This is a genomic window from uncultured Alistipes sp. (assembly GCF_963931675.1).
In the GTDB taxonomy this organism is placed as follows: Bacteria; Bacteroidota; Bacteroidia; order Bacteroidales; family Rikenellaceae; genus Alistipes.
The window spans coordinates 1-24370 of record NZ_OZ007039.1; the positions used below are offsets into that span (position 1 = coordinate 1).

Genomic DNA, 24370 nt, shown 5'->3' on the forward strand with positions numbered 1-24370 from the left:
ACAGATTTCCGGAATTCTGGAAATATCCATTCAAAAGGAGATTCATGCACATTCATGGATATAGAGATGAAAATCCAACACGACAAATCATCAACCACTCAAATCTTCAAACGATGAAAACTTCCAATCAACAAACATCCGGTTCCTGGAACATCTCCATCTGCAATCAGAAGGGAGGTGTCGGCAAGTCGGCTCTTACGACGCTTCTTGCCAGCTATCTGCACTACATCTGCAAACGCAAGGTGCTGGTCGTCGACTGCGACTATCCCCAATGGTCGATCTACACGCAACGCACCCGCGAGTTGGAGATCCTCGATTCGAATGATTATTACAAGCTGCTGATGACGCGGCAGTTCAAAGTCTCGGGACAAAAGCTCTGGCCTGTTGTCCGTACCACCCCGGACAAAGCAGTCGATGAGGCTGAGCGTTTCAAATCGGAGAAGGAATATGCGCCGCAGATCGCACTCTACGATCTGCCCGGGACGGTCAACACCGAAGGTGTCATTGAGACATTCTCGAAGATGGACTGCCTGTTCCTTCCGATGAAGGCCGACAAGATTGTCATGGAGAGCGCACTCTCCTTTGCCCGTATCCTCTCGCGGCAACTTGTCGAAGATCCGGCAATCCGGCTCAAGCGCATCTTCCTTTTCTGGACGATGGTCGACCGTCGTGAAAAGACGTCGCTCTACGACTTGTATGATGACATTATCCGCCAACTTGGACTGCCACTGATGGAGACCCGTCTTCCATACCGATCAAAATTCAACAAAGAACTGTTGCCCGACAGCACGGGCGTAGGACGCTCGACCCTGCTGGCCCCGGAAAAGGCATTTACCGCCGATTCCCGGATTGGAGATCTGGCCCATGAAATACTCACCCTGCTTCAATCCCTGTAGATATGGCCAAGCGACAGAAAATGGAGATCGACGAGGGTCTGATCCGAAAGATGATTGCAGGCGAGGCCTCTCCCCGCGAAAAGAGTACCCAGGAAGATGCCTCTACAAAAGAGCCCCCGGAGCTTCCCGACCCTGCGGAGCCGGTTCCCGAACCGGAGACAGCGACGGCAGATGCTCCAGCCGCGGATGAATTGCCGCAGAGTTTCGCAGCTGAGAATCGCCGTCGGCGCACCATGCCCCTTCCCGACTACGAGCAGACATTCCTGCAACCCGTGAACTACGACCTCAGAGCCTCCCTCTCCGCAACAAAGGGTGTAAATCAAGTAATTACAAGATTTACACCCTTTTTTACACCCAAAAATTGAAGCAGAGTGCTTTTGCAATGCAATTCTACCTTAAGGTATTGTTGTTTTGAAAAATGTTTCTCTGATGATGCTAAAATTTTCCTTTCTATTACGCTCTATCTCCAAAGTAAGGCTCTCTGCTTGTCAGATATATGTTTCTAATTTGCCGCTTAATACGGACATGATGCATGAATCGATAACCCCTCTATCTACAGCGATTACCTTATCTACTAATATTAATCTTGCTTATTTTCTTACTTTCAGGTAGAGGTCTTTGTTTGGCTTGCCATGCTCATCAAGAGAATAATGTAATACAAAATTGCATTGGTGCATAAATTTAGCTCCAATATAGTTGGCATTCACCACGCGGCTATTAACTACCTCACAAGAATCAACCCGTGTTCCGGCAACCGTAACGGGAATCTTGAAAACGGTGAGCGTATCGGTCAATTTCCCTCCGTGCTGTTTGATTTTTTCTTCGTAAGGAAAGTGCGTTTTCAGCCGGTCTGCAAGTGCGTTGTTTATCTCCAATACTCCTGTATAACCCAAATCGAGCGTAAAGCGTACTTCTTCATTCAATCCATTCATATAAACCGGAATGGAATCCTCGCGCAATCCTTGAGGGAGATAGGTCATTCCTGCGGTCTCCTTCGCCAGCAGATCTTTGTTATTGGAATGGAAAAGCGTCATCGTGCCCGCTTCCGTGTCGAATTTCCACGTGCCAATAGCCAACATTTCCGTTCCGAACACGCCTTCATCTATCACATCATATATCACGTTATCTTTGCGAATGCCGTTGAACATCGGTTCTTGGATGCTTGCCTCACCAAAAGCAATAGAAGTGAATGTGTACAATTCCGGAGAATTTTTCTCTTGATACGCATTGGTGCTTTTAATCGGCAGATTCCCCCAGTATTCGCCACCGTAGGCTTGGATGGAATCTTCGCGCATAAGGCTTGTCGCTTGCGTGTCGATACGGAGCGGAACTTTGTGCGTGCCGTTGAGGGTACAATCAATCAGAAACCAACCCTCTTTGCTGTACTGAATCGGATATTGATAGCACGCGTTTCCCGGCAGGGCTGAACGGTATGCAAGCGTATGCGAACTATAACGGATGAAAGGATAAATAAACCAAGCGGCTCCGGCAGCAATCAAGACTATCACTATCGCTGCGATAATCAAATTACGTTTTGTCTTTTTCTTCATTGTATTATTTATATATGTTCATTAAAAATAAGTAACTATAAGTTTAGTGAATATAGTAATTTGTTACATTATATATTACAAAATATTGTTATTCATAACCTCAAACAAATACGGCAACAAAAATACTACTTTTTCATATGATACAATATAAGCAACTATTAAAACTTCAATCCTCTGCTTTTTCTTGCCTCTTCATCGGATTGTCGCAAACCTCGTCTTAACTTTTCCCATTGTTCCTTGAACCATTCGCTTATTGGCTGCCTGTTTATTGTCAGCACCAATTTATTATCATCAATTGAACTTTTCTCAACTCTGAAAATATTGTTTTTGATGTCAAACCTCCGCCTGTGTTCATCAGAATAAATTTTGCCACTACATTGTATGGCTTCTTTCTTTGTCAAAAGTCTGTCAATCATATCTTTAGTAAATCCGATGGCAGCGCACAATTTTTCCATTCTCAGCATCTCTTTAAGCATCGGAAACCACTTGAAAGCCTTTTCAAGCAGGATATTCAGCCGTGATATTTCCTTGTCTCTGGCTTCAAGCTCCCGATTATGTATTCCTTGAAGATTGCGTATCTGCTTGCCATGCTGCTCTTGCATGAGTTGCATTTGAACTTTCAAGTCATCAATTCCTTTGTCCCTCTTGGCAATTTCCCGATGCAGTTCTTCATTGGACTGTTCCAGTTTCTTCATTTTCCCGCTGCCGAAAAGAGAACCCACTCCGCTTACTATGACCGTAGCGGCATCGGTGGCTGCACCTTTGAGCTTGTCCGTGCGTATCTCCGATTTCACTTGACGGAGTTCCTGTTCGGCAAGATTTATCTGTTCTTCTTTGTGCCGCTTTGCAGCATCCATGCGTTGCAGTTCGGCTTTCTGCTTCTCAATGATAAAATCGTTCCGTTCCAGATGTTCCTTGCCTGTTACAGCCTTTGACTGTCCACGCTCCATCAGCAGAATGTTGGATGCCAAACTCTGCATCTCAGTCATATCCTCATCATTGAGTTTACGGCTCTTGCCTGTATCGTGGTTCATCCAGTCGAATACGATATGGGCATGGTAATTCGGTTTGAACCACCTTTCGCCTACTTGGAAACTCTCCCTGTCCTCCGGGTCAGGCTGTCCGTTCAGCCAATGCCCTTCGTCCTTGTGCAGGAAGATTTGCAGCGGTGTGATACCCCAACGTCTTTGACACTCTTTACCGAATTTACACACGTCTGCCAATGTCGTATCCGCTCTGATGAGCAATACTCCCTCACGGATTGGTGAGCATCCAGCTACTTTTATAATCTTCCCATTCTTTCCCTTGCGTTCACGCTCCTTTTCTTGCATCGCTCGTCCGGTCTTTTCTTTGACCATCCGTTTGATGTTTTCATAGTGCACCTGCAGATCAGGACTGCCAAAGTTCGGGTTTATCCACTGCTCGTTATCGGCAGTAAGTTCGGGCACGATGTAGATTTGAGATTTGCCGATATTGCGCATATACTCGGCAGTTCTCCGGTTATGAGCCCCGCTTGATGTAACTCTGCAGGGCTTGATATGTATGCTTGACTTTGTTGCCATATTCTTAAATTTTGATTCGGATTGTTGATAAAATATTCTGTTGTCTGCTCATTGCCGCACAGGGTTCTTAGGGGTGTAACCCATAAGCGGAGATTGCAAAGAGAGGGTCACTCTTTGCTCGGGGTTCTCAGGGGAGAAACGCCCTGAGTGGGTCATTAGGGCAAAGCCCTAATCCCCTCGGGAGAGCCCACAACTACGTAAGCGAAGCGTGTAGTTATAGTGGGCTATAACCGGAAGCCTTTCGGTTTCTTGGATAGCGTATCATTCCTCTTTTTGACAGATTGCGATTGCTCTTTCCTATCGGCTATTCGTTTCTGTAAATATTCGTTCAGATCTTTACATCCACTGTAGATTTGCGAGGCGTCACGTATATACCGAGTAGCATCATACTCCTTTCGGATTTGCTGTACTGCTTCCATTCCTGCACGGTCATTGTCAAAGAAACAGTGGATGCGCTCATAGCTTCCCAACGTATAGAGTGCCTTGGGAACATTGGCTACGGAATTAAGAACCATGTAATCCTGTCTGTCGAAGTCGGGTGATTGCGGACAGCTTTCCAGCTTTAAGGAAAGAAAGGAAAGGTAATCCATAAATCCCTCAAAAACGTAACATCTACTCCTTGGCTTTCCTGACTGTCTGATATGGGATATTTCTTTCGGTGCGATACATCCCTTGAAATATCGGTTGCGAATTTCATATCCGCCCGATATGTTCGGAAAGGCAATGGCGAAATACCGTTTGCCGTTGTGGGTGAAACGGGCTTCCTTACATTCTCTTTTCGCCAGTGCCGTGTTTATCCCTCTTTCCTGTAGGTAGGCAAGCAGGGCAGGAGAAGCCAGCTGTACAATGTCCAATTGCTGAAAACTCGGTTCGGAAAATGATTGCTTGCCAAAAGAGAAAGATATGGGACGTATGTGTGGTGTCTGCTCCTCAATTTTCTGTAGAAGATAAGGCACATAATCGGAACAGTAGAGTTCCTCTGCCAGTGCGATGATATTTCCACCTTTACCGATTGCAAAATCATACCATTGGTTGCGTTCGGTATTTACTTTGAACGAGGGTTTTGTCTCTTCCCGTAACGGGGATTTATACCACAAGTTGATACCTTGCTGTTTGACGGGAGAATGTCCCAAGCTGTACAGAAAATCCGCTATCCTGATTTGTTTTGCTGTCTGTATATCCATAATAAGATGAGTATTTGAATAATGGTTGGAATATTTATTTCTCTTTTCGCCCGTACCTTTTTATGAAGTACGGTCTGTATAATCACTTCACTTTATTTTCGTATATATAGGATACGGTAATAAAGTGAAGCGGTTTTACATTTTCTGCAATCGCTTCGCTTTATCCTTAATATATAGACCAGCCGAATAAAGTGAAGTGGTTACAGGTTAGACGGTCTAATAGTGAAAGTCCGGCTTGAACGTGTATTTCCTGCCGTTCTCCTGTACTATCATCCGTTTGTTCCGGAGCATGGTAATAAGTGATACCGCCTTTTGATGGTTCAGTTTTACACCTACCGACATATATGCCTTGACTAAGGCGGTTTCCAGATCCTTGTAGCCGTATTCCTCTTTCAGCCCGAAAGCCGCTTCCAATGCTATACGGTGCTGCTGTTCGGTAATATGCCTGTAAGGGTCGAACTTTTCCTCTTCCGGTCTTCCGGGTTTCTTCGCTTCTGGTCTGTACCCCTCTATGAGTTCAGGCAATGCATTGTCGTTGATACGGAATGCGAAAGGCTCAAAATCCATTGCACGGATGTGCATGGCTGAAACATTGCTTATGTCTCCGTTGCCCTTATCCTTTTCCACAAGAAGCACGGTTTCCGCCTTGTTGTTCAGCTCCGTACCGATATGACCTCTTGCGTTTTCATCGCCTTTGTTCTGGTGGAGTATCGTATGGATATGTATCTGCCTGTCATCCGTCCACTGCATCAGCTTGGATATGATGCGTGTCGATTCTCCCGGACTGTTGATGTCATATACCATATCACGGATGCCGTCTATGACTACAAGCCCTATGTCCGGTGTATTATAGATAGCCTGTTCGACAATCCTGATACGCTGTTCGGGTGTGTATTTCCTCAAAGCGAGAAACTCCAAATGTTCATAGTCCCTGTCATCAGAAAGACCAGCCAGTCGTAAAATACGTTTCATAACTTTCAGACAGTGATAAGGGCTTTGTTCCGTGTCCACATAAAGAATCTTTCTTTTTTCTTCCGGTAGTTCCGCAACATACCGCAGTACCGTACCGTTTTTCAATGCGGCGGCTACGATAGCCGATACATTGAAAGTCTTTTTACTCTTGGCTTTGCCGATGGATGCACTGAAATTGCCCAGTGTACCAATGACCGAACCTTGCACTTTTAGAATCTCAGGTGCTTTCTCGTAGATTTTCGACAGGCTCAGGCGTGAAGCTTGCCAAAGGATTATTGCCTGTTCTGCCGAAATCTCCTTTATTTCTTTCATATAGTCCATAAGCATACCTCCCATTATTTCCGTCCTCCTGTTTTCTTCCCGGCAAGTTCAAGAGCCAATTCTGCATCTACGATAATCTTGCGCCCTATCTGGGTAATAGCCTTGTCTATCTTACCGCTTTTCTTTATGCGGTTGGCAGTGGGCAGACTGCACCCGAACAGTTTGGCTATACCGAGTATTCCGTACACATACTTCTTTTCCGTGTCTGTAACGGGTTGCGGCAATGCTTCGGCCTGACCTGAAGCGTGCTTACTCAGGAATATGAATTCTTCTCCTGTCATCTGCCAGACGGGTTTTGATAATAATTCTTGGATATTTGTCATCGTCCAATCTATTTAGTCGTTAAACAATCAGCCCTGCGCACTGGCTGCTATTTCTGTTCTCGAACGATGCAAAATTAGGTAGGGTTATGAGTGGTAAGGATGGGGATGATATAAACCGAATATCATTGTATCTTATTGAATGTCAGAAAATAAAAATACCACTCAAAAATTATTTTGAGTGGTAAAAGTGGAACTTTCGTAAAGTATCAGGATATATCACGGATTATCTGAATATATGTTCCATTTCCTTGGCGAATTTCTGGTTGCTGTCACTTGGAAAATCAGAAACCGGCTCCTTGTATTTGGATTTGTAGTAGCTGTCGTCAATATCCAGCAATTCCAGTATTCCGGCCTTCCATTTGTCCTTGTCCTGCTTGGAGAGTTTCTCGCCCATCAGGAATATCAGATAGCATACACGGATTTTCTCTCTCGGTTTGATTCTCAACTTGCAGTTGCAGGGTTGCAGGTTCATATTGGCATAGAAATCCAGTGCGGAAATTTCCTCGAACTGTTCTCCAACACATACCTCATGAATGAGCGAAAGCAATTTCATGCTGAAATATTCTTGTTGTCCGTCCGTCGTTTCCTGCTGGCTGATGGGGTTGCCCGGCTCGTCCTGTCGTTTCCCGTCAGGAATGTATTTTTTCAATATGTCCAGAAAAAGGCGGCTTTGGCGGTATATGTCCGTACAACGGTTCTTCATATATTGGAACGCCTCTTTCCTTGCAGCCTTTTGCTGGTCATAGAGTTCGTTCAGTATGGCTCTTTCCTTGTCATATTCAGCCTTGCAGCGTTCATATTCTTTCTCCGCCTGCTTTTCCTCTTCGGCGGTATGTTCCCTATAGCCAATGGAATCATACTTGTTGTTGGCTTCATTCAGCGGCTTGCTCAGACTTCTTGTAACATCCAGTTGGGCTTTAATTTCAGGGGAATACCTTTCCATGTGCTGATAGCAAACACGTTCTATCACACTGTCACTTATGGGGTGCGTTTCATAAGACTGTATGCTCTTTTCTATTTCGGTTCTCAGGCTGCTGAGTATCAAGGTGTATTGTTCTTTTTGCCTGTCAAGCACCAGTTCAAGGATAGCGGCTTCAAAAGACTTTGTGTCACTATACTGCCGATAGAAATCCGAAATGAATTTCTGCCTGTCAAAAGAGAAAACGTGATTGTCTATATAGTCCCTGTATATTCTGTTGAGTTCTCCGTACCGGGGGATTATCGTCTGTATCTTGTCTGCCATAGGTGTCTTACTTTTGTTTGTTCTTTTCATTGTCAAGAAGCATCGTCAGTTCTTCTTCCACCTGTTCTATGCTCGGCAATGCCGATTTCAGGTTCTCTGGTACGGCCTTGCTGAGTTGGTAGTCACTGATGCCGATAGGCTGGTCATAGCCTGTCAGTGCATACTGCGCAACAATCTCATCCTTGCCCTTGCACAGCAGCAGCCCGATGGTCTTGTTGTCATTTTCTCCCCTCAGTTTGTCGTCCACCACATTGATGTAGAAATTCAACTGTCCGGCGTATTCCGGTTTGAACGGGGTGGCTTTCAGTTCCACAACCACGTATGCATGGAGCTTGATATTGTACAGAATCAGGTCGGCATAGAAATCGCTGTCGCCAATCTGGAAATGCTTCTGCCTTGCGACAAAGGCGAATCCGTTGCCCATTTCCAAAAGATAACGGGTAACGTGCTTCACCAGTTGTTCCTCTATGTCCCTTTCGTCCGCACGTTCTTTGGCTCCCGCCAAGTCAAAGATATACGGGTCTTTCAACAGGTAGTTGGCAAGGTCGCTTTGGGGCGCAGGAAGCGTGGCGGTAAAATTATTGACCTTGTGGCTGTTGACTTGCCGTTCAAACAATTTGCTTTCAATCTGCATTTTAAGAGTATTGCTGCTCCAGCCCATTTCCACGGATTGCTTCATATACCAGTAATCGACACCCAACGGAAGGGAACTGTTCAGCAGAATCACATGGCTTGCCCAATTGATTTTTGCAACAGGTGATGCCAGGAACAGTTTTTCTATGTCCTCAATCGCTATTTGGTAAGCGGCAGCGACTGTTTGGGCTACATCCTGAATTTGTGCAAGAGGTTCTTGCACAATTGCAACTTCCTTGTTGTCTGAGGATTGAATTTGCGCAAGAGGCTCTTGCGTAAATGACACATTGTTCAGGCTTTGAAGTTCATCCGTGATTTTCTGCACACTTGGAGCAAGTAATTTCACATCGGTTTCTATGAAACTCCGTAATGCGCCCAATGGATAGGAGCGTGCGAACTGGCACATATAAGCCAAGTTCCTGACCGAATACCCTTTCTTTTCGGGATAATTGAACCGTATCGCCTGCGCCAGTCTCTTGATGACCTTGCCGCCCCAACCTTGCAGTTTCTGGTGGTATAAAATGTAATTACCCATCTTCCAGTAATGGAACAGCATCTGCGCATTGGCGGCACTGATGAGCCGGACTTGCGCCTGCTCTATTTCCGAGCCGATGGCATTGACGAAAGCCTCGAAACTTCTTTTTTCTATATTGTTGTTATCGTTGTTGCTCATTGTTGTATGTATTGAAAGTTACAAAGATAAGCCCAATAACAGGCATACCGTGAAACTTGCTGATTGTTTTTATAGTTGGTTGAATTTATTCATTGCATTTGCCTTAATGTCATCTGCGATGTCAATGTAAGGTTTCATGGCTTTATAATCGCTGTGTCCTGTCCATTTCATTACGACCTGTGCCGGAATACCGAGAGCCAGTGCATTACAGATGAATGTCCTTCTTCCTGCGTGTGTGCTAAGCAATGCATATTTCGGTGTAACTTCATCTATACGTTCATTCCCTTTATAGTAGGTTTCTCGTATAGGTTCGTTGATCTCTGCAAGTTCACCCAGTTCCTTCAGGTAATCGTTCATTTTCTGATTACTGATAACGGGCAGTGCCATGTGGTTTTCAAAATGGATGTCCTTGTATTTTTCAAGTATGGCTTTACTGTACTTGTTCAGTTCAATACTCAGACTGTCTGCCGTTTTAACGGTGGTAACTTCTATGTGGTCGGACTTGACATCACTTCGTTTTAGGTTACGAACATCTGAATAACGCAGACTGGTAAAGCAACAGAACAGAAAAACATCCCGGACACGTTCCAGATATTGTTTGTCTTTGGGTATCTGATAGTCTTTCAGTCTATTCAATTCGTCCCATGTCAGAAAGATTACTTTCTTTGAGGTGGTCTTCAATTTCGGTTTAAATGTATCGTATGCAATGTTTTGATTATATCCCTTTTTGAAGCTCCATCGCAGGAACCATTTGAGAAATCCTATCTGTTTGCCGATGGTACTGTTTCTCATGTCTTTTTTGTCACGCAGGAAGTTTACATACTCGTTTAGTCCGAACTCATCGAAATACTCAAAAGTCACATTTTCTTTGAACTCTTTCAGGTGATTTTTTACGGCTGCAAATTTTTCGTATGTGGATTCAGTCCAGTTATTCTGATTGCCACATTCCTTAACGAACTCATCGAATACCTCCCAAAAACTTATCTTTACGTCTTCCTGGTCTTCACTTGTATCTTTCATCCGCAGGTTGAATGCGTCCTTTAATTGTTGAGTAGTGGGCATAGTTTCCTGTACCTCAAATTCTTTGAATACGTTTTGAATTTCGGTATAGTATTTCAGGAGATCGGCATTGATTTCGGATGCACTTTGCTTTAATTTGTTGGTACATCCGTTCTTTACTCGCTGCTTGTCAGCATCCCACTTGGCTACATCAATGCGGTAACCCGTTGTAAATTCAATACGCTGGCTTGCGTATATGACGCGCATACGGATGGGAACATTCTCCACGATTGGCACACCGTTCTTTTTCCGGCTTTCCAATGCAAAAATGATGTTTCGTTTGATATTCATAATTGGGTGCGTTTGAAATTCTACACCCAAATATACACCCAATATTTGGAATGGCAAAAGATATTCAGAAAGATTTAGATTTACTACACACTCCAAATAGTGAGTGATTATCAATAGTTTGCAATTTTATGATATTTCTTGAACATGTAGGTTCGAGAGCCTCCCTCTATGTGAGTCGTGCCACCAAACTCAAGATTCTGGAGATTGTCAAAAAGATCGGCAACGAACGTCTTACGGCCACCTCTTTCGTGGACAACATCCTGCGCCACCATATCACCACCTTCCGGGACGAAATCAACCGGATCTACAAAACCCGCAATAAGGAAACCATTGTTTAACCTAAAAATTTTACAGTTATGTTTTACAACCCATCTTATCTTGTACTTGCGATCATTTTCCTCGGAATTGCTCTTGCTATCCAAATGGGGTATTTCTGGCGAACGAAGCGAAAAGCCCGGATTCCCGATTCCAATCAGGAAGACTCCGACCAGCCAAAGGCCGCAACCGAGTTTGAGCGGATTTTCATGACGCCGCTCACCATTCGGGCACGGAGCGCCATTTACGTCAGTGGAGCCACCAAGCAGAAGATTCTGGAGATTGTCCGGAAGGTCGGTGGCGAACGAATGACCGTCACCTCCTATGCGGAACACATCCTGCGGCAACACCTTGCCCAGTACAAGGAGGAGATCAACCGCATCTACGAGGAACGCGGCAAGAAAGATCTGTTTTGAAAATGGACTTCCCGAGTTCCCTTCTCAAGAGAATTGCACGATGGCATTGGCGGTGGCTTCCGCAGCGGTGGAGAAAGTCCGCAGAATCCCGGGCTGACGGGCCGGACAGCAAGGTCGATTCGGAGCAGGCCGCCGAGCCCCGCCGGGGAGAACCGCCCTCACTGATAATCCCGAAACATTACGCGGTTACCGGCCATCTGCGGCCTCGGAAGGCCATTCCGTCACCTGCGGAATCAAAACCCGAAGATGCTGCTACATTTGTTCCGCCCCCGGCCGAAAAGCCGGCCTCGATGCAGGGCTGGGGCGAGCTGGTCCTCCAGGGTCCGATCCGCGAGAACGGCGAGACCGTAGAGCCGCGGGAGCCCCGGCCGCCCTTGCGGCTTCCGTCCCTGCAGGACAACGGCGAGCTGCACGATCCGGAGGTCCAGGCGCTGCTCCGGAGCGCCGAAGCGGGCGAGCGTGTCCTTGCGCCGGATGTTACGGAGGAGGAGCGCCGCGAGATTGAGAATTTTGACCTGCGAAACTATGTCTGACCCTCAAAAAAACGAATGCACGATGAACTGGAATCGGGATTACGGCTGACGCCCGAATGATTTGCTGCAGGAAGCAACGGTTTGCTTCCGTCCCGGTCGCAGACTGCCTCAAAAGGCGGGCTGCGGCCTTTTTCACACCCATTACCAAACTGCAAAACCGATGAAAAAAAGCGCAATCTTCTTGATTCTGATGCTCCCCGCATCGCTTGCCTCCTTCGCACAGGGCAACGGCATGGCCGGAATCAGCGAGGCGACCAACATGGTCACCTCCTATTTCGATCCGCTCACCAAACTGATCTTCGCCGTGGCTGCCGTGCTTGGACTGGTGGGCGGCGTCCGCGTCTACTCGAAGTTCAACAGCGGCGATCCCGACGCCTCGAAGTCCGCCACGGCACTCTTCCTCTCATGCGTCTTTCTGGTTATCGTCGGCACCGTCTTACGCTCCTTCTTCCTCTGATATGGCACAGTACACCATCCACAAGGGCGTCGACCGACAGGTCGAATTCCAGGGGCTGACCTCGCACTATCTGATTCTCTTTGTTGCCGGGCTGCTGGGCATCTTCCTGCTCTTTGTCATCCTCTACGCCGGAGGGGTTCCGCAGGGCATCTGCATCCTCTTCGCCGTCACGGGCGGCAGCGGCCTCACCTGGGCGACCTTCTATCTGAACCGCCGCTTCGGGCCCCACGGTCTGATGAAGCTCCTCGCCCAGCGGCAGCATCCGCGCCGCATCATCCACCGCCGGAGTGTGCGCCGCCTGCTCGAACGTCGAACCTTACCCAAACGATGATGCCATGCGAGGAACCCTAAAAACTTCGACCCTCGAGTCGAAATTCCCGCTGCTGGCCGTCGAGGGGAACTGCATTCTCTCAAAGTTCGCCGACGTGACGGCCGCCTTCCGCGTGACGCTCCCGGAGCTCTTCACCCTGACGGCCGAAGAGTACGAAGCGCTGCACACCACCTGGGTCAAGGCACTGAAGGTCCTCCCGGACCACACCATCGTCCACAAGCAGGACCTCTTCATCGAGGAGCGTTACGAAACACCCGATCCCGAGGCCGAGCGCACGTTTCTCTCCCGGGCCTATGAACGCCACTTCAACGAGCGACCCTTTCTGCGCCACACCTGCCACCTCTTCATCACGAAGAGCACCCCCGAACGGCTGCGGCAGACAAGTGCTTCGTCCGTGCTGTGCCGGGGCTTCATCATCCCGCAGGAGATCCGCGACGGGGAGGCTGTGACCCGTTTTCTGGAGAGTGTCGCCCAGATGGAGCGCATCCTGAACGATTCGGGGCTGCTGCGGGTCGACCGCCTCACGGAGGCGGAGATCGTCGGCACGGATTCCGATGCGGGGCTGCTGGCCCGTTACTTCGCGCTCTCGGACGAGCGGCAGGCTATAGTCAACGAGGATATACGTCTTGATCCGGGCATGATGCGCATCGGCGACAAGCTGCTCTCGATGCACACGCTCTCCGATCTGGATCTCCTGCCGCAGAGCGTTGCGACGGACTTCCGCTACGAGCGTCTCTCGACCGACCGCTCGGAGTGCCGGCTCTCGTTCGCGGCCCCCGCGGGGCTGCTGCTCGGATGCTCGCACATCTACAACCAGTATCTCTTTCTGGACAACCACGACGAGACCCTCAAGCGGCTCGAAGCCCGGGCCCGCAACATGAACTCGCTGGCGAACTATTCGCGCGGCAACACCCTGAACAAGGAGTGGATTGACCTCTACCTGAACGAAGCCCATTCGCAGGGGCTGCGCTCCGTGCGGTGCCACTGCAACGTCGTGGTCTGGGCCGAGAGCGAGGCGGAGCTCAAACGGCTGCGCAACGACGTGGGGTCGCAGCTCGCCACAATGGGCTGCACGCCCCACCACAATACGGTGGACGTGCCGGTGCTCTTCTGGGCCGCCATCCCCGGCAACGAGGCCGACTTCCCCGCCGAGGAGAGCTTTCTGACCTTCCTCGAGCAGGGGGTCTGCCTCTTCAACGGCGAGACGAACTACCGCTCGTCGCTCTCGCCCTTCGGCATCAAGATGGCCGACCGGCTCACGGGGGTTCCGCTCCATCTCGACATCTCGGATCTTCCGATGAAGCGCGGCATCACCACCAACCGCAACAAGTTCATCCTGGGTCCCTCGGGCAGCGGAAAGTCCTTCTTCACGAACCACATGGTCCGCCAGTATTACGAACAGGGGGCGCATATCCTGCTCGTCGATACAGGAAACTCCTACGAGGGGCTCTGCTCGCTGATTCACCGCACGACGCGGGGACGCGACGGCATCTACTTCACCTACACTGAACAGGAGCCCATCGCCTTCAACCCCTTCTACGTCGAGGACGGGGTCTACGACATCGAGAAGCGCGAGTCGATCAAGACTCTGCTGCTGACGCTCTGGAAGCGCGAATCCGAGGAGCCGACACGCGCGGAGGAGGTGGCTCTGTCGAACGCCGTGAACCTCTACCTCTCGAAGCTCAAGACGGACGATTCGATCCAGCCCTCGTTCAACACCTTCTACGAGTTTCTCACCTCGGACTACCGTCGGCTGCTGGAGCAGAAGCACGTCCGCGAGAAGGATTTCGACCTTGCGAACCTGCTCAACGTGCTGGAGCCCTACTACCGGGGCGGCGAGTACGACTACCTGCTCAACTCCGACCGGCAACTGGACCTGCTCTCGAAGCGATTCATCGTCTTCGAGCTGGACAACATCTCTTCGAATAAAACGCTGCTTCCCGTGGTGACGATCATCATCATGGAGGTCTTCATCAACAAGATGCGGCGGCTGAAGGGCATCCGCAAGATGATCCTGATCGAAGAGTGCTGGAAGGCCCTCACCTCGGCCAACATGTCGACCTACATCCGCTATCTCTACAAGACGGTGCGCAAGTATTTCGGCGAGGCAGTCGTCGTCACGCAGGAGGTCGACGACATCATCTCCTCGCCGATTGTCAAGGAGTCGATCATCAACAATGCCGACTGCAAGATCCTCCTCGACCAGCGCAAGTACATGAACAAGTTCGACCAGATCCAGACGCTGCTCGGCCTTTCGGAGAAGGAGCGGGCGCAGATCCTCTCGATCAACCAGGCGAACGATCCCCGCCGCACCTACAAGGAGGTTTGGATCGGACTCGGAGGCGTGCAGTCGGCGGTCTATGCCACGGAGGTCTCGTCCGAGGAGTATCTCGTGCGCCCGTAAGGGGATTTGACAAATGTCACTGTGGCAAGTGGCTGGGAGTGAGTTTATAAGCCCATTAACAACCGACTTATCTGAAAGGGAAACTGGACAGGGAGTGGAGCATGTCGGTAAAGCCATAAGTCAGCCAACTATCAGGCTGCGACTGAATGGCAAGTTAAAAAGATAGATATAAGGATAAAGCCTGCATTGGTTGAACGATAGTCCGAGCAGTCGTATCCTTGGGCGGTGACGGAAGATAGTTATATACGTCACACTGCGGTACTACACCGATGACAGATAGCGGATGTAGCATAAACTGACCGCAGGGCAACTGCCATAAGCAGTAAAGGACGAAAGTCGTATCCGACAATCTATCGCGCCAAACAGTTGTCAAGTTCCTAAACGGGGATTGCCTAAACCGGAACGCCGCAAGGCTATTAGGTGTAGACCTATGAATATCCGGCATGGCAACGGAGCTTCCATAGTAGTCTGAGCAGGGTAACGCCCTGTACATGGCGAAGGGAAGCAGCTAATTAAGTTTAACAATTTAACGGAAAATGTGTGAGACATGAGAAATCCAGAGAATGTGTTAAACAGTCTGTCTAAACACAGCAAGGACTCAAGCTACAAGTTTGAGCGGCTGTACAGAGTGCTGTTTAATGAAGAAATGTTCTATGCTGCTTACCAGCGTATTTACAGCAAGGCGGGCAACATGACGGCAGGAGCCGATGGGCAAACCATCGACGGAATGAGCATCGACCGCATTAAGCAACTGGTTGATAGCCTTAAAAATGAGACTTATCAGCCAGCTCCGTCCAAAAGGGCGTACATCCCGAAGAAAAACGGGAAAAAACGCCCGCTTGGCATCCCCTCATTCAACGACAAATTGGTGCAGGAAGTGGTTAGAATGATATTGGAAGCTATCTACGAGGGCAGTTTTGAGCATACCTCGCACGGGTTTCGGCCCGGGCGTAGTTGCCATACCGCACTTATCAGCATACAGAAGTCATTCTCGGCCGTGAAATGGTTCATTGAGGGCGACATCAAAGGGTTCTACGACAACATCGACCATGATGTGTTGATAAGCATCCTGCGGGAACGCATCGCCGACGAGAGATTTCTACGGCTTATCCGCAAAATCCTGAACGCCGGTTACGTCGAAGATTGGGTATTTCACAGAACGTACAGCGGCACGCCGCAGGGCGGTATTGTCAGTCCAATACTGGCGAATATCTACCTCGACAAACTCGACAAGTACATCCGTGAGTATATCAACCGGTTCAACAAGGGGGAGATACGGAAAGGCAACGCTCAGTACAAGCTCTACGAGCAGCGGAGATACCGGCTGGCTAAGAAGCTGAAAAATGAGAAAGATGAAAAGGTAAGAGAACAGATGACCGCTGAAATCAAGCGGCTACGGGAAGAAAGGAACAAGTTTCCCGCGCGTAATGAAATGGACAGCAGTATCAGACGCATAAAATACGTTCGGTACGCAGATGACTTTCTGATTGGAATAATCGGTAGTCTGGAAGACTGCAAAACGGTAAAAGAGGACATTAAAAACTATTTAAAAGAGGCTCTTAAACTGGAACTGTCAGATGAAAAGACACTGATAACCAGCGCACAGAAACCCGCCAAGTTCCTCGGATTCGACATTTTTATCCGTAGGAGCAATGATTTACGCAAGGATAAAAACGGCAGAACGGTCAGGGCGTTCGGACACGTCCCGGTCTTGTATCTGAATTTTGAAACAATGCGAAAGAAACTCTTTGACTACAAGGCCGCAAGAATAGCGGTCGTGAACGGCAAAGAGGTATGGAAATCCATCGTCAGAACGTACATGATCGATTTGGACGACCTGGAAATAGTCAGTCAGTTCAACGCCGAAATCCGGGGATTCTACAACTACTACTCGATAGCCAATAACAGCCCGGCCATCAACTCTTTCTATCACATCATGTCATACAGTATGTACAAGACTTTCGCAAGAAAGTACAAGTCGTCTGTTAAGAAAATCCTGACCAAGTATAAAAAGGGAGGGACGTTCAAAGTGGCATATGAGAACAAGAAGGGTAAAATGCTCTACCAATCATTCTATCACGAAGGCTTCAAACGCAAAAAAAATGCAGGGGCTACCTCATGCGACACTATCCCGCGGACAGTTACAATAACTGGTGGTCGTAATAGCCTGATGGAAAGGCTGAAACTCCAAGTCTGCGAATTATGCGGTGCTACGGATAAACTCGAAATGCACCACGTCCGCAAACTTAAAGACCTGACAGGTAAGTCCGATTGGGAGAAGAGAATGATCGCCCGGCGCCGGAAGACGCTGGCGGTCTGCTCAAAGTGTCATGCAAAGATAGACCCTGACCGACGGATCAGACTGAATTAGTTAGTGGAGAGCCGGATACAGGGAGACTTGTAAGTCCGGTTCGGGGGCGAGTGCCCGGAAACCTATCATAGAAATATGACAAGGCGCTGGGTACTTAGCCTACTGCTACACCACCGAGGAGCGGGAGAAGATGGAGGTGATGGCCCGGGCCGAGAAGCTCGGCGGTGACATCCAGGCAGCCATCCGCGCGCTGGCCCGCGAGCGGGAAAACCAAAAATCCCAGCCATGAAACAGATCCTTTGGAACTGCGTCGGGCTGCTGCTGGCGTTGCTGTTCCTGCTCGGCGGATTCCGGCTCTTCTACGATTTCGAATACCACAAGATCCGCCCGCTGTGCGGCGAGTGGCGTTCGACACGGAATGACACCCGGCTCGAAATCGACCATCGGGACGATGGATTCTGGATCCGCATCCATCGCCACGATTCGCGGACGGGTCGTGAATCCTTTGAAATGCACCCGCTGAAGTATGCCTCGTGTATCCATTACGAGACTTACGGCCGTGCGCGTGTCGACCTCTTCCACACCCCCGGCTCCAACCTGCTGCTGGTCATTCCGGGAGGTATTTTCAAACGCGATTTATCCAACCTTCAAAACAACTTACCATGAGTAGTACCCCAAACATCACCCCCGCGGAGGCGCTCACGGCGCTGCGGGCCGAAATCCGACAGCGCACCCGGCTTGTGCGGCTCATCACCTCATTGCAGGAGGAGATCGCCTGTGACCGCATCTGCGGATCGTGGCTCTCGACGGAGAACAACCTCTCGGCCTCGATCCGCCGCATCTGCACCCGAACCTACCGGATGCTGATCTTCGACAACACGCTCTGCTACCGGCGGCTGGTGCAGGATACCGTCATCACGACCGAGCGGCGCTCGCTGCTCTTCGACAGTCGCGACGACCCCCGCGACATGAACCCCATCGAGCTCGACCCCGAGAGCGACACGCTGCTGCTGGGCTGCTACGGACGCTTTGTCGCGGAGGAGCGGGCCTGCCGGCGTGCGGAGCAGGAGAGCATTTCCGAGGAGTGTTTCACAGATCATGAACCCGAGGCATGAAGTGGCGCGAAGTATTCGAGGGGCTCTTTCGCCCTGCAGCCGGGAGTACCCCGCAGTGATGCAGCCCTCCGAAGCTATGCCCCGCAAATTGAGACATTGAACCACCCTCAAAAAACGACCGAACCATGAAACCACGCATCATTCTGCTCTGCCTCGGGCTGCTCCTGACAGCCCGGGCTGCGCAGGCACAATGGGTCGTCACGGACCCTACGAACCTCGCACAGGGAATCATCAACTCCACCAAACAGATCGTCGAAGCGGCCCGCAACGGATCGACCCTTCTGCAAAGTTTTCAAGAGACCGTAAAGATCTACGAGCAAGGGGTGTGACACGAAAAGTTACATAAATGACTGTTTAACAGAGGATAGTCCATCGTGTATGGAAGCCGGAGTTTAAACCTGCTGTTCCGTCAGCAGTAGCCTACGGGCGCGTGCATTACAAGCAATTGTTTTGTACGAAGCCGCCCGGACAAAGTAGCCCGCCGCAAGGAAAGCGGAAGCCGTGAGGCAGACGCAATTATCGCCAGCATCAGGCGGTTAGGGAGCGAGGCTGAGTGATATGGCTAACGTAAGTGAACTGTCATTGACGCATCGTAAGGTATGAAACAAGCTAAAGATGCTATAAGGCTTGAACCAAAAGGTAAGCAGCCGGATAACCTCGAACCTTGTGGGGTTACACGGACACAAGCGCTGCCGGTGTATAGACAGAGCCTAAGTCATTCGATGTCATTTATGTAAAACGTGGTAAGCCCGTATCTCTCCTGTTTAAGGACAGGTAAGTGAGCCGCAAGGCAAACCGAATGGGGTGCGGGTATAGGATTGCGGAAAAAGCGAATGCCCTTCTGTAATGGAATGGATAGGAGTTTCAATGTTACTCCACGGGAAACCGGGCAGACTTCCGCATTAGGTAACTCTTTACAAGGAACTTGTTGAACTTTTTAAAGGAGGAAAGCAAATGAACGAGATGAAAAGATCGTGTGCACCTACTGACCGACAGCCGCACTGGGAGAATATCGACTGGGACAAATGCGACCGGGAGGTTAGAAAGCTGCAAGCACGTATTGTAAAGGCTCAAAAGGAAGGTCGCTACGGCAAGGTCAAATCCTTGCAGTGGCTGCTGACCCACTCGTTCACGGCCAAAGCTCTGGCTGTGAAACGGGTGACTTCCAACAAAGGGAAGAATACATCGGGAGTGGACAAGGTATTATGGTCTACTCCTGCTGCCAAGGCGAATGCCATTCGTGTGTTGAGAAGGCGGGATTACAGGCCTATGCCTTTGAAACGGGTAAACATTCGCAAGAGCAACGGGAAATTACGCCCGTTGGGAATACCCACGATGAAAGACAGAGCCATGCAGGCATTGTATCTCATGGCATTAGACCCCGTAGCAGAAACTACTGCGGACAACCATTCCTACGGATTCCGCAAAGAGAGGTGCACGGGTGATGCCATCCATCAATGCTACATCAATCTGTCCAAAGAATCATCGCCGCAGTGGGTTCTGGAGGGCGACATTAAAGGATGCTTCGACCACATCAGCCATGAATGGCTGCTCAACAATATCCCGATGGATAAAGTGATGCTCCGGAAATGGCTTAAAAGCGGTTTTGTATTCAACAAACAGCTCTTTCCCACCGAAGAGGGTACTCCCCAGGGAGGTATCATATCGCCGACTCTTGCGAACATGACGCTTGACGGCCTGCAAGCAATGCTCGAAACCAGATTTCAGAGAATTGATTTGTATGGGCCCCGAAGAACGTATTATCCGAAAGTGCATCTTATCCGCTACGCAGATGACTTCATCGTCACCGCTCAACGTAGGGATATGTTGGAACAGGAGGTCATGCCGATGATCAAAGAGTTTCTTCAAGCCCGGGGGCTTACCCTGTCAGAAGAGAAGACGAAGATAACTCACATTGAAGATGGCTTTGACTTTTTGGGCTTCAATATTCGGAAGTACAAGGGCAAGCTCCTCATTATGCCGTCTAAAGAGAGCCAAAAGAGATTCCAGCAGAAAGTAAATGAGATCGTCAATTCTCACAAAGCAATCCCGCAGGAATCACTCATCAGGCTTCTTAATCCGGTCATAACCGGGTGGGCGAACTATTACCAACACGTCGTGTCAGGCAGGATTTTCCAGAAGATGGACTTCCACGTCTACCAGAAACTTTTGCAATGGTCGCTCCGGCGACATCCGGCGAAAGGGAAATGGTGGGTAGTCGAAAAGTATTTCCACAGACACCGGGGCAGGACATGGGTTTTTGCCGCACCTTTCGACAAGGAGGGCAGAATGGAACTGTTCCCGATCAAGTGGCTGACGGATACTAAAATTACCCGTTATGCAAAGCTGAAATGCGATGCCAATCCCTATGATCCGGAATGGCGGGAGTATTTCGAGAGGCGGGAAACCCGCTTGATGCTCCAGTCTGCGAGAGGCAGAAACACGATTGTCCGAATCTGGAAACGCCAACAGCGCAGATGTCCCTGCTGCGGGGAACCCATAACCCGGAATACCCCTTGGAGGGTTGCCGAGAAAACGGTAAACGGACATGCCGAGCGAACGCTTGTGCATAACCACTGCGGCAGGTTTAATGTCAAACCCTTTAACAAAGAAGAATATGAGCCGGTTTCATAACAGAAACTTTGAGTTGCTTGAGCCGTATGATGCGAAAGTATCATGTACGGTTCTTAGAGGGGAAAGCATCCGCAAGGATGCCGACCTACTCGACAAGAAATATTACGACGCACTGAAGGCGGTCAACAACCTCGTCCGCTCGGCCCGCAAGGTCCAGCAGTGCATGTTGCTCGTCGGGGAGATCTCCGACATCTACGTCAACGGCTATCAGCGCATGGTGGTCGATGACAATTTTTCGGCCGCGGAACTGGCCGCCATCGCCACGGGATATGCCCGGATCATCGAGGAGTCGGCCGGGGAACTCAAGGAGCTGCAGGATATTGTCAACCCCACGGACATGTCGCTGACGGACAAGGACCGTATCGACGTGGTGGAACGGGTCTACGGCGTGCTGCGCCACCATCGGGATCTGGCCCGCTACTACACGCGCAAGAACATCTCCATCTCGCTGCTGCGCGGCACCCGGCGCAACGACCTCGACCGCGTGATGGCTCTTTACGGAACCGACGAACAACGATACTGGTAGCGATGGTACAGGCACTCTCCATTTCGGAGAACATCCACACGATTCTCCGCGTTCTCTACGACGACATGATGGTTCTCTGCTATCCGATGGCCAAAGTTGCCACGGCCATAGCCGGAATCGGGGCCCTGGTCTACATCGCCTGCCGCATCTGGCAGGCGATGGCCCGGGCCGAACCCATCGACCTCTTCCCGCTGCTGCGCCCTATGGCGATCGGCATCTGCATCATGTTCTTTCCGACCCTTGTGCTCGGGTCGCTCAACGGAATCCTCTCTCCTCTGGTGCAGGCCACCCACTCGCTGATGGTAGGCCAAACCTTTGACATGCAGGAGTGGCGGCAGGAGTGTGCACGCCTCGAACAGGAGAGCCGCGAGCGGCTTCCGGCAGAGAGCTACTACACCGAGGATGAAGAGAAGGAGCGCGAGTTGCAGGCCCTGGGCATCGACGAGCAGTCGCAGCAGTCCCTCGACCGGATGCAGAGCGAGCGGAAGTCGTGGAGCTTCAAGGGGATGATCCTGAAGGCCCTTACCACGATCATGGAGCTCTTCTTCGCCGCCGCGGGCGTGATTCTCGACGTGCTGCGGACCTTCTACCTGATCGTCCTCTCGCTGCTCGGGCCCATCGCCTTCGCCATCTCGATCTTCGACGGATTTCAGAATACCCTGGTGCAGTGGTTCTCCAAGTACATCTCCATCTACCTGTGGCTTCCCATCTCGGACCTCTTCTCGGCCATCATCGCCCGGCTGCAAACCCTCTCGCTGCAGCACGACGCCGAAATGATGGCGCAGGACTACAACTGGTATTTCGACATGTCGAACAGCATCAATCTGATCTTCATCCTCGTGGCCATCTGCGGCTATCTCTGCATACCCTCGATCGCCTCGTGGGTCGTGCAGGCCAACGGCTTCTCCTCCTACAACAAGACCACCTCGCGCGCTACGTCGCTCGTGAGCGGCGGTGCCGGATGGATCACCGGGAAGGTTTGGGCCGGGACCAAAAGTACGGTAGGTGGCGTCGGAAAGGGGCTGGCAACCGCAGCTCGCCTGATTATCAAAAAATAGTTCCTATGTTTACGATCCGAGTAGACCGCACCGATAGCGGATAGAAGAAAAAAGCTATCGAGATTTTGGTTAGATTAAAGCAGCCAAACCTTAACTAACTAAAATAGCGATAGCCATGAGAGGACAAAGAAACGAAATTAGTTTCAGAGGACAAAAGATTTATATAGGGATCGATGTCCATTTGAAGAGTTGGTCGGTTACGGTCTTGTCGGAGACCTCCGTGCTGAAGAAGTTTAGTCAGCATCCGAGTCCGGAAGCATTGCACGGATTTCTGGCGCGGAGTTATCCGGGAGCCGAATATCATTCGGTATACGAAGCCGGCTTCTGCGGGTTCTGGATACACGAACGGCTGACGGCATTAGGGATTGACAACATCGTGGTCAATCCGGGGGATGTTCCGACCAAGAGCAGTGAAAAGCTTCGTAAGAGTGACGCCGTGGATAGCAGCAAGCTGGCGCGGAGTTTACGAGCCAACGAACTGAAAGGCATTTACACGCCGGACAGCGCATCGTTGGAGATGCGTTCCTTGATAAGATTGAAGAACTCGATAACAAAAGACACGACGCGTCAGAAGAACCGGATCAAGTCCCAATTGCGGTATCTGGGCATTGGGATTCCACAAGAGTTCCTCGAACCGTTCTCCAACTGGTCAAAACGTTTTATTGCCTGGTTGAAGGAGGTTGAAACCCTCACACCGAGCGGGCGTCAGGCCCTCGACATTCAAATCCGGCATCTGGAGGAGCTACGCCGCCAGAAGTTGGAGATGACACGGGCTTTGCGGACATTGGCCAAGACGGACCGGTTTCGCGAACCGCTGCGGTTGATTATGACCGTTCCGGGGTTCGGACAGGCTACGGGAATGGCATTTCTTTCGGAGATATGCGACATTGCCCGTTTCCGCAATGCCGAACAACTGGCCGCCTATATCGGGATGATCCCGATGTGCCATTCCAGTGGAGAGAAAGATGGGACAGGAGACATTACCGTGCGAAGAAACGCCGTCATGCGCTGTAACCTGATAGAGGCCGCATGGGTGGCGGTACGTCAAGACCCTGCGATGAACCTGTTTTTTACTGAACAGTGCAAGCGAATGCCAAAGAGCAAGGCCATCGTAAAGGTCGCTCGCAAACTGGTCAACAGATTATACTTCGTACTCAAGCACCAGACTGATTATGTCAATAGTGTCATGTCATAGAGAAACCCTTCCGGTAAACGGATTTTCCCAGAGAGAATACTACATGATGTTTGCGGCGTTAACGTCCGCTTAAAATAGTTTGCTCCTCTGGCCTTTGTAAACTAATACAGGAACATGCGGCAGCGTGCTGACCGCTGTGGAAAGTCTGTTTACCGAAGGTTTTTTACGGGTTCTGAAATCTCGGCTTTCGAAAGGGCCAAAGGTGTTAAGCACGAAGTGTCTCCGCACCGGCTCGATCAGAGGCCGGCGGAGTCACTTGTGCCTTGACCTTTGGCCGGGAAGATCTTCAAGAAACGCAATATGTTGTTAATGAAATAAAAACAAATCTAACCAAAAACTTTGATCCAAATTTATTTGGATTGTAACTG

General features: G+C 50.0%; 23 protein-coding genes and 1 pseudogene. 16 read left to right on the top strand and 8 right to left on the bottom strand.

Annotation, left to right across the window (positions count from 1 at the left end; translation table 11 throughout):
• The first annotated feature begins 113 nt into the window (after nucleotides 1-113).
• Complete coding sequence (locus tag ABGT65_RS00005; RefSeq protein WP_346699144.1) at nucleotides 114-896, top strand: ParA family protein; 783 nt, start codon at nucleotides 114-116, stop codon at nucleotides 894-896.
• Nucleotides 897-898: 2 nt separating this feature from the next.
• On the top strand, nucleotides 899-1261 hold the full coding sequence (locus tag ABGT65_RS00010) for a hypothetical protein (protein ID WP_346699146.1): 363 nt from the start codon (nucleotides 899-901) through the stop codon (nucleotides 1259-1261).
• 225 nt (nucleotides 1262-1486) lie between these two features.
• On the opposite strand, the gene ABGT65_RS00015 is transcribed toward ABGT65_RS00010, so the two are convergent.
• The 8 genes from ABGT65_RS00015 to ABGT65_RS00050 form a co-directional block, all read right to left on the bottom strand.
• Nucleotides 1487-2446, bottom strand: a complete 960-nt coding sequence (locus ABGT65_RS00015) for a hypothetical protein (RefSeq protein WP_302726957.1) — start codon at nucleotides 2444-2446, stop codon at nucleotides 1487-1489.
• Between the two features lie 158 nt (nucleotides 2447-2604).
• Nucleotides 2605-4008, bottom strand: coding sequence for a mobilization protein (locus tag ABGT65_RS00020; RefSeq protein WP_346694575.1), 1404 nt, complete (start codon nucleotides 4006-4008; stop codon nucleotides 2605-2607).
• A gap of 224 nt (nucleotides 4009-4232) precedes the next feature.
• Nucleotides 4233-5192, bottom strand: a complete 960-nt coding sequence (locus ABGT65_RS00025; RefSeq protein WP_346694573.1) for a toprim domain-containing protein — start codon at nucleotides 5190-5192, stop codon at nucleotides 4233-4235.
• Nucleotides 5193-5408: 216 nt separating this feature from the next.
• A complete protein-coding gene (locus ABGT65_RS00030) occupies nucleotides 5409-6485 on the bottom strand; it encodes an AAA family ATPase (RefSeq protein ID WP_122330702.1) in 1077 nt (358 codons plus the stop codon).
• Nucleotides 6486-6499: 14 nt separating this feature from the next.
• Nucleotides 6500-6808 carry a DUF3853 family protein gene (locus ABGT65_RS00035; RefSeq protein WP_007842330.1) on the bottom strand — a complete coding sequence of 103 codons (309 nt, stop codon included), beginning with the start codon at nucleotides 6806-6808 and terminating at the stop codon, nucleotides 6500-6502.
• Nucleotides 6809-7031: 223 nt separating this feature from the next.
• Nucleotides 7032-8051 carry a hypothetical protein gene (locus tag ABGT65_RS00040; protein ID WP_072545214.1) on the bottom strand — a complete coding sequence of 340 codons (1020 nt, stop codon included), beginning with the start codon at nucleotides 8049-8051 and terminating at the stop codon, nucleotides 7032-7034.
• A gap of 7 nt (nucleotides 8052-8058) precedes the next feature.
• A complete protein-coding gene (locus tag ABGT65_RS00045) occupies nucleotides 8059-9357 on the bottom strand; it encodes a PDDEXK nuclease domain-containing protein (protein ID WP_346696565.1) in 1299 nt (432 codons plus the stop codon).
• 69 nt (nucleotides 9358-9426) lie between these two features.
• Nucleotides 9427-10707, bottom strand: a complete 1281-nt coding sequence (locus tag ABGT65_RS00050; RefSeq protein WP_346696567.1) for a phage integrase SAM-like domain-containing protein — start codon at nucleotides 10705-10707, stop codon at nucleotides 9427-9429.
• 128 nt (nucleotides 10708-10835) lie between these two features.
• On the opposite strand from ABGT65_RS00050, the gene ABGT65_RS00055 reads away from it, so the two are divergent.
• The 14 genes and pseudogenes from ABGT65_RS00055 to ABGT65_RS00120 all read left to right on the top strand — a co-directional run bounded on the left by ABGT65_RS00055 (nucleotide 10836) and on the right by ABGT65_RS00120 (nucleotide 24002).
• Nucleotides 10836-11045, top strand: coding sequence for a DUF3408 domain-containing protein (locus ABGT65_RS00055; RefSeq protein WP_346699150.1), 210 nt, complete (start codon nucleotides 10836-10838; stop codon nucleotides 11043-11045).
• Between the two features lie 18 nt (nucleotides 11046-11063).
• The gene (locus tag ABGT65_RS00060) at nucleotides 11064-11438 is read left to right on the top strand and encodes a DUF3408 domain-containing protein (protein WP_346699152.1); all 375 of its coding nucleotides are present in this window, start codon (nucleotides 11064-11066) and stop codon (nucleotides 11436-11438) included.
• Nucleotides 11439-11728: 290 nt separating this feature from the next.
• A complete protein-coding gene (locus ABGT65_RS00065; RefSeq protein WP_346699153.1) occupies nucleotides 11729-11971 on the top strand; it encodes a hypothetical protein in 243 nt (80 codons plus the stop codon).
• 160 nt (nucleotides 11972-12131) lie between these two features.
• Complete coding sequence (locus ABGT65_RS00070) at nucleotides 12132-12428, top strand: DUF4134 domain-containing protein (RefSeq protein WP_087309038.1); 297 nt, start codon at nucleotides 12132-12134, stop codon at nucleotides 12426-12428.
• 1 nt (nucleotide 12429) lies between these two features.
• Nucleotides 12430-12759, top strand: a complete 330-nt coding sequence (locus ABGT65_RS00075) for a DUF4133 domain-containing protein (RefSeq protein WP_346699155.1) — start codon at nucleotides 12430-12432, stop codon at nucleotides 12757-12759.
• A 4-nt stretch (nucleotides 12760-12763) separates the two neighbouring features.
• Entirely contained in the window at nucleotides 12764-15163 is a 2400-nt protein-coding gene (locus ABGT65_RS00080; protein ID WP_346699157.1) for a TraG family conjugative transposon ATPase, read from the top strand.
• A 547-nt stretch (nucleotides 15164-15710) separates the two neighbouring features.
• Nucleotides 15711-17534 carry a reverse transcriptase domain-containing protein gene (locus ABGT65_RS00085; RefSeq protein WP_346699159.1) on the top strand — a complete coding sequence of 608 codons (1824 nt, stop codon included), beginning with the start codon at nucleotides 15711-15713 and terminating at the stop codon, nucleotides 17532-17534.
• Between the two features lie 225 nt (nucleotides 17535-17759).
• Nucleotides 17760-18140, top strand: coding sequence for a hypothetical protein (locus tag ABGT65_RS00090; protein WP_346699161.1), 381 nt, complete (start codon nucleotides 17760-17762; stop codon nucleotides 18138-18140).
• A complete protein-coding gene (locus tag ABGT65_RS00095; RefSeq protein ID WP_346699162.1) occupies nucleotides 18137-18589 on the top strand; it encodes a hypothetical protein in 453 nt (150 codons plus the stop codon). Before ABGT65_RS00090 ends, ABGT65_RS00095 begins: the two co-directional genes overlap by 4 nt.
• Nucleotides 18590-18714: 125 nt before the next feature.
• Nucleotides 18715-18912, top strand: a pseudogene (locus ABGT65_RS00100) (DUF4141 domain-containing protein); the annotation flags it as partial.
• A 631-nt stretch (nucleotides 18913-19543) separates the two neighbouring features.
• Nucleotides 19544-21223 (top strand): group II intron reverse transcriptase/maturase, encoded by a 1680-nt coding sequence (gene ltrA / locus ABGT65_RS00105; protein ID WP_346699164.1) that lies wholly within the window; start codon nucleotides 19544-19546, stop codon nucleotides 21221-21223.
• The gene (locus tag ABGT65_RS00110; RefSeq protein WP_346699166.1) at nucleotides 21207-21749 is read left to right on the top strand and encodes a conjugal transfer protein TraI; all 543 of its coding nucleotides are present in this window, start codon (nucleotides 21207-21209) and stop codon (nucleotides 21747-21749) included. The genes ltrA and ABGT65_RS00110 overlap by 17 nt, the downstream gene beginning before the upstream one ends.
• Before the next feature lie 2 nt (nucleotides 21750-21751).
• Nucleotides 21752-22807 carry a conjugative transposon protein TraJ gene (gene traJ / locus ABGT65_RS00115; RefSeq protein ID WP_346699167.1) on the top strand — a complete coding sequence of 352 codons (1056 nt, stop codon included), beginning with the start codon at nucleotides 21752-21754 and terminating at the stop codon, nucleotides 22805-22807.
• A 115-nt stretch (nucleotides 22808-22922) separates the two neighbouring features.
• Nucleotides 22923-24002 carry an IS110 family transposase gene (locus ABGT65_RS00120; RefSeq protein ID WP_087309029.1) on the top strand — a complete coding sequence of 360 codons (1080 nt, stop codon included), beginning with the start codon at nucleotides 22923-22925 and terminating at the stop codon, nucleotides 24000-24002.
• The last annotated feature ends 368 nt before the right edge of the window (nucleotides 24003-24370 follow it).

Bases quoted from the DNA above. Each gene is read 5' to 3' on its own strand.
- ABGT65_RS00005 (WP_346699144.1), top strand. From the start codon at position 114: ATGAAAACTTCCAATCAACAAACATCCGGTTCCTGGAACATCTCCATC.
- ABGT65_RS00010 (WP_346699146.1), top strand. From the start codon at position 899: ATGGCCAAGCGACAGAAAATGGAGATCGACGAGGGTCTGATCCGAAAG.
- ABGT65_RS00015 (WP_302726957.1), bottom strand. From the start codon at position 2,446: ATGAAGAAAAAGACAAAACGTAATTTGATTATCGCAGCGATAGTGATA.
- ABGT65_RS00020 (WP_346694575.1), bottom strand. From the start codon at position 4,008: ATGGCAACAAAGTCAAGCATACATATCAAGCCCTGCAGAGTTACATCA.
- ABGT65_RS00025 (WP_346694573.1), bottom strand. From the start codon at position 5,192: ATGGATATACAGACAGCAAAACAAATCAGGATAGCGGATTTTCTGTAC.
- ABGT65_RS00030 (WP_122330702.1), bottom strand. From the start codon at position 6,485: ATGGACTATATGAAAGAAATAAAGGAGATTTCGGCAGAACAGGCAATA.
- ABGT65_RS00035 (WP_007842330.1), bottom strand. From the start codon at position 6,808: ATGACAAATATCCAAGAATTATTATCAAAACCCGTCTGGCAGATGACA.
- ABGT65_RS00040 (WP_072545214.1), bottom strand. From the start codon at position 8,051: ATGGCAGACAAGATACAGACGATAATCCCCCGGTACGGAGAACTCAAC.
- ABGT65_RS00045 (WP_346696565.1), bottom strand. From the start codon at position 9,357: ATGAGCAACAACGATAACAACAATATAGAAAAAAGAAGTTTCGAGGCT.
- ABGT65_RS00050 (WP_346696567.1), bottom strand. From the start codon at position 10,707: ATGAATATCAAACGAAACATCATTTTTGCATTGGAAAGCCGGAAAAAG.
- ABGT65_RS00055 (WP_346699150.1), top strand. From the start codon at position 10,836: ATGATATTTCTTGAACATGTAGGTTCGAGAGCCTCCCTCTATGTGAGT.
- ABGT65_RS00060 (WP_346699152.1), top strand. From the start codon at position 11,064: ATGTTTTACAACCCATCTTATCTTGTACTTGCGATCATTTTCCTCGGA.
- ABGT65_RS00065 (WP_346699153.1), top strand. From the start codon at position 11,729: ATGCAGGGCTGGGGCGAGCTGGTCCTCCAGGGTCCGATCCGCGAGAAC.
- ABGT65_RS00070 (WP_087309038.1), top strand. From the start codon at position 12,132: ATGAAAAAAAGCGCAATCTTCTTGATTCTGATGCTCCCCGCATCGCTT.
- ABGT65_RS00075 (WP_346699155.1), top strand. From the start codon at position 12,430: ATGGCACAGTACACCATCCACAAGGGCGTCGACCGACAGGTCGAATTC.
- ABGT65_RS00080 (WP_346699157.1), top strand. From the start codon at position 12,764: ATGCGAGGAACCCTAAAAACTTCGACCCTCGAGTCGAAATTCCCGCTG.
- ABGT65_RS00085 (WP_346699159.1), top strand. From the start codon at position 15,711: ATGAGAAATCCAGAGAATGTGTTAAACAGTCTGTCTAAACACAGCAAG.
- ABGT65_RS00090 (WP_346699161.1), top strand. From the start codon at position 17,760: ATGAAACAGATCCTTTGGAACTGCGTCGGGCTGCTGCTGGCGTTGCTG.
- ABGT65_RS00095 (WP_346699162.1), top strand. From the start codon at position 18,137: ATGAGTAGTACCCCAAACATCACCCCCGCGGAGGCGCTCACGGCGCTG.
- ltrA (WP_346699164.1), top strand. From the start codon at position 19,544: ATGAACGAGATGAAAAGATCGTGTGCACCTACTGACCGACAGCCGCAC.
- ABGT65_RS00110 (WP_346699166.1), top strand. From the start codon at position 21,207: ATGAGCCGGTTTCATAACAGAAACTTTGAGTTGCTTGAGCCGTATGAT.
- traJ (WP_346699167.1), top strand. From the start codon at position 21,752: ATGGTACAGGCACTCTCCATTTCGGAGAACATCCACACGATTCTCCGC.
- ABGT65_RS00120 (WP_087309029.1), top strand. From the start codon at position 22,923: ATGAGAGGACAAAGAAACGAAATTAGTTTCAGAGGACAAAAGATTTAT.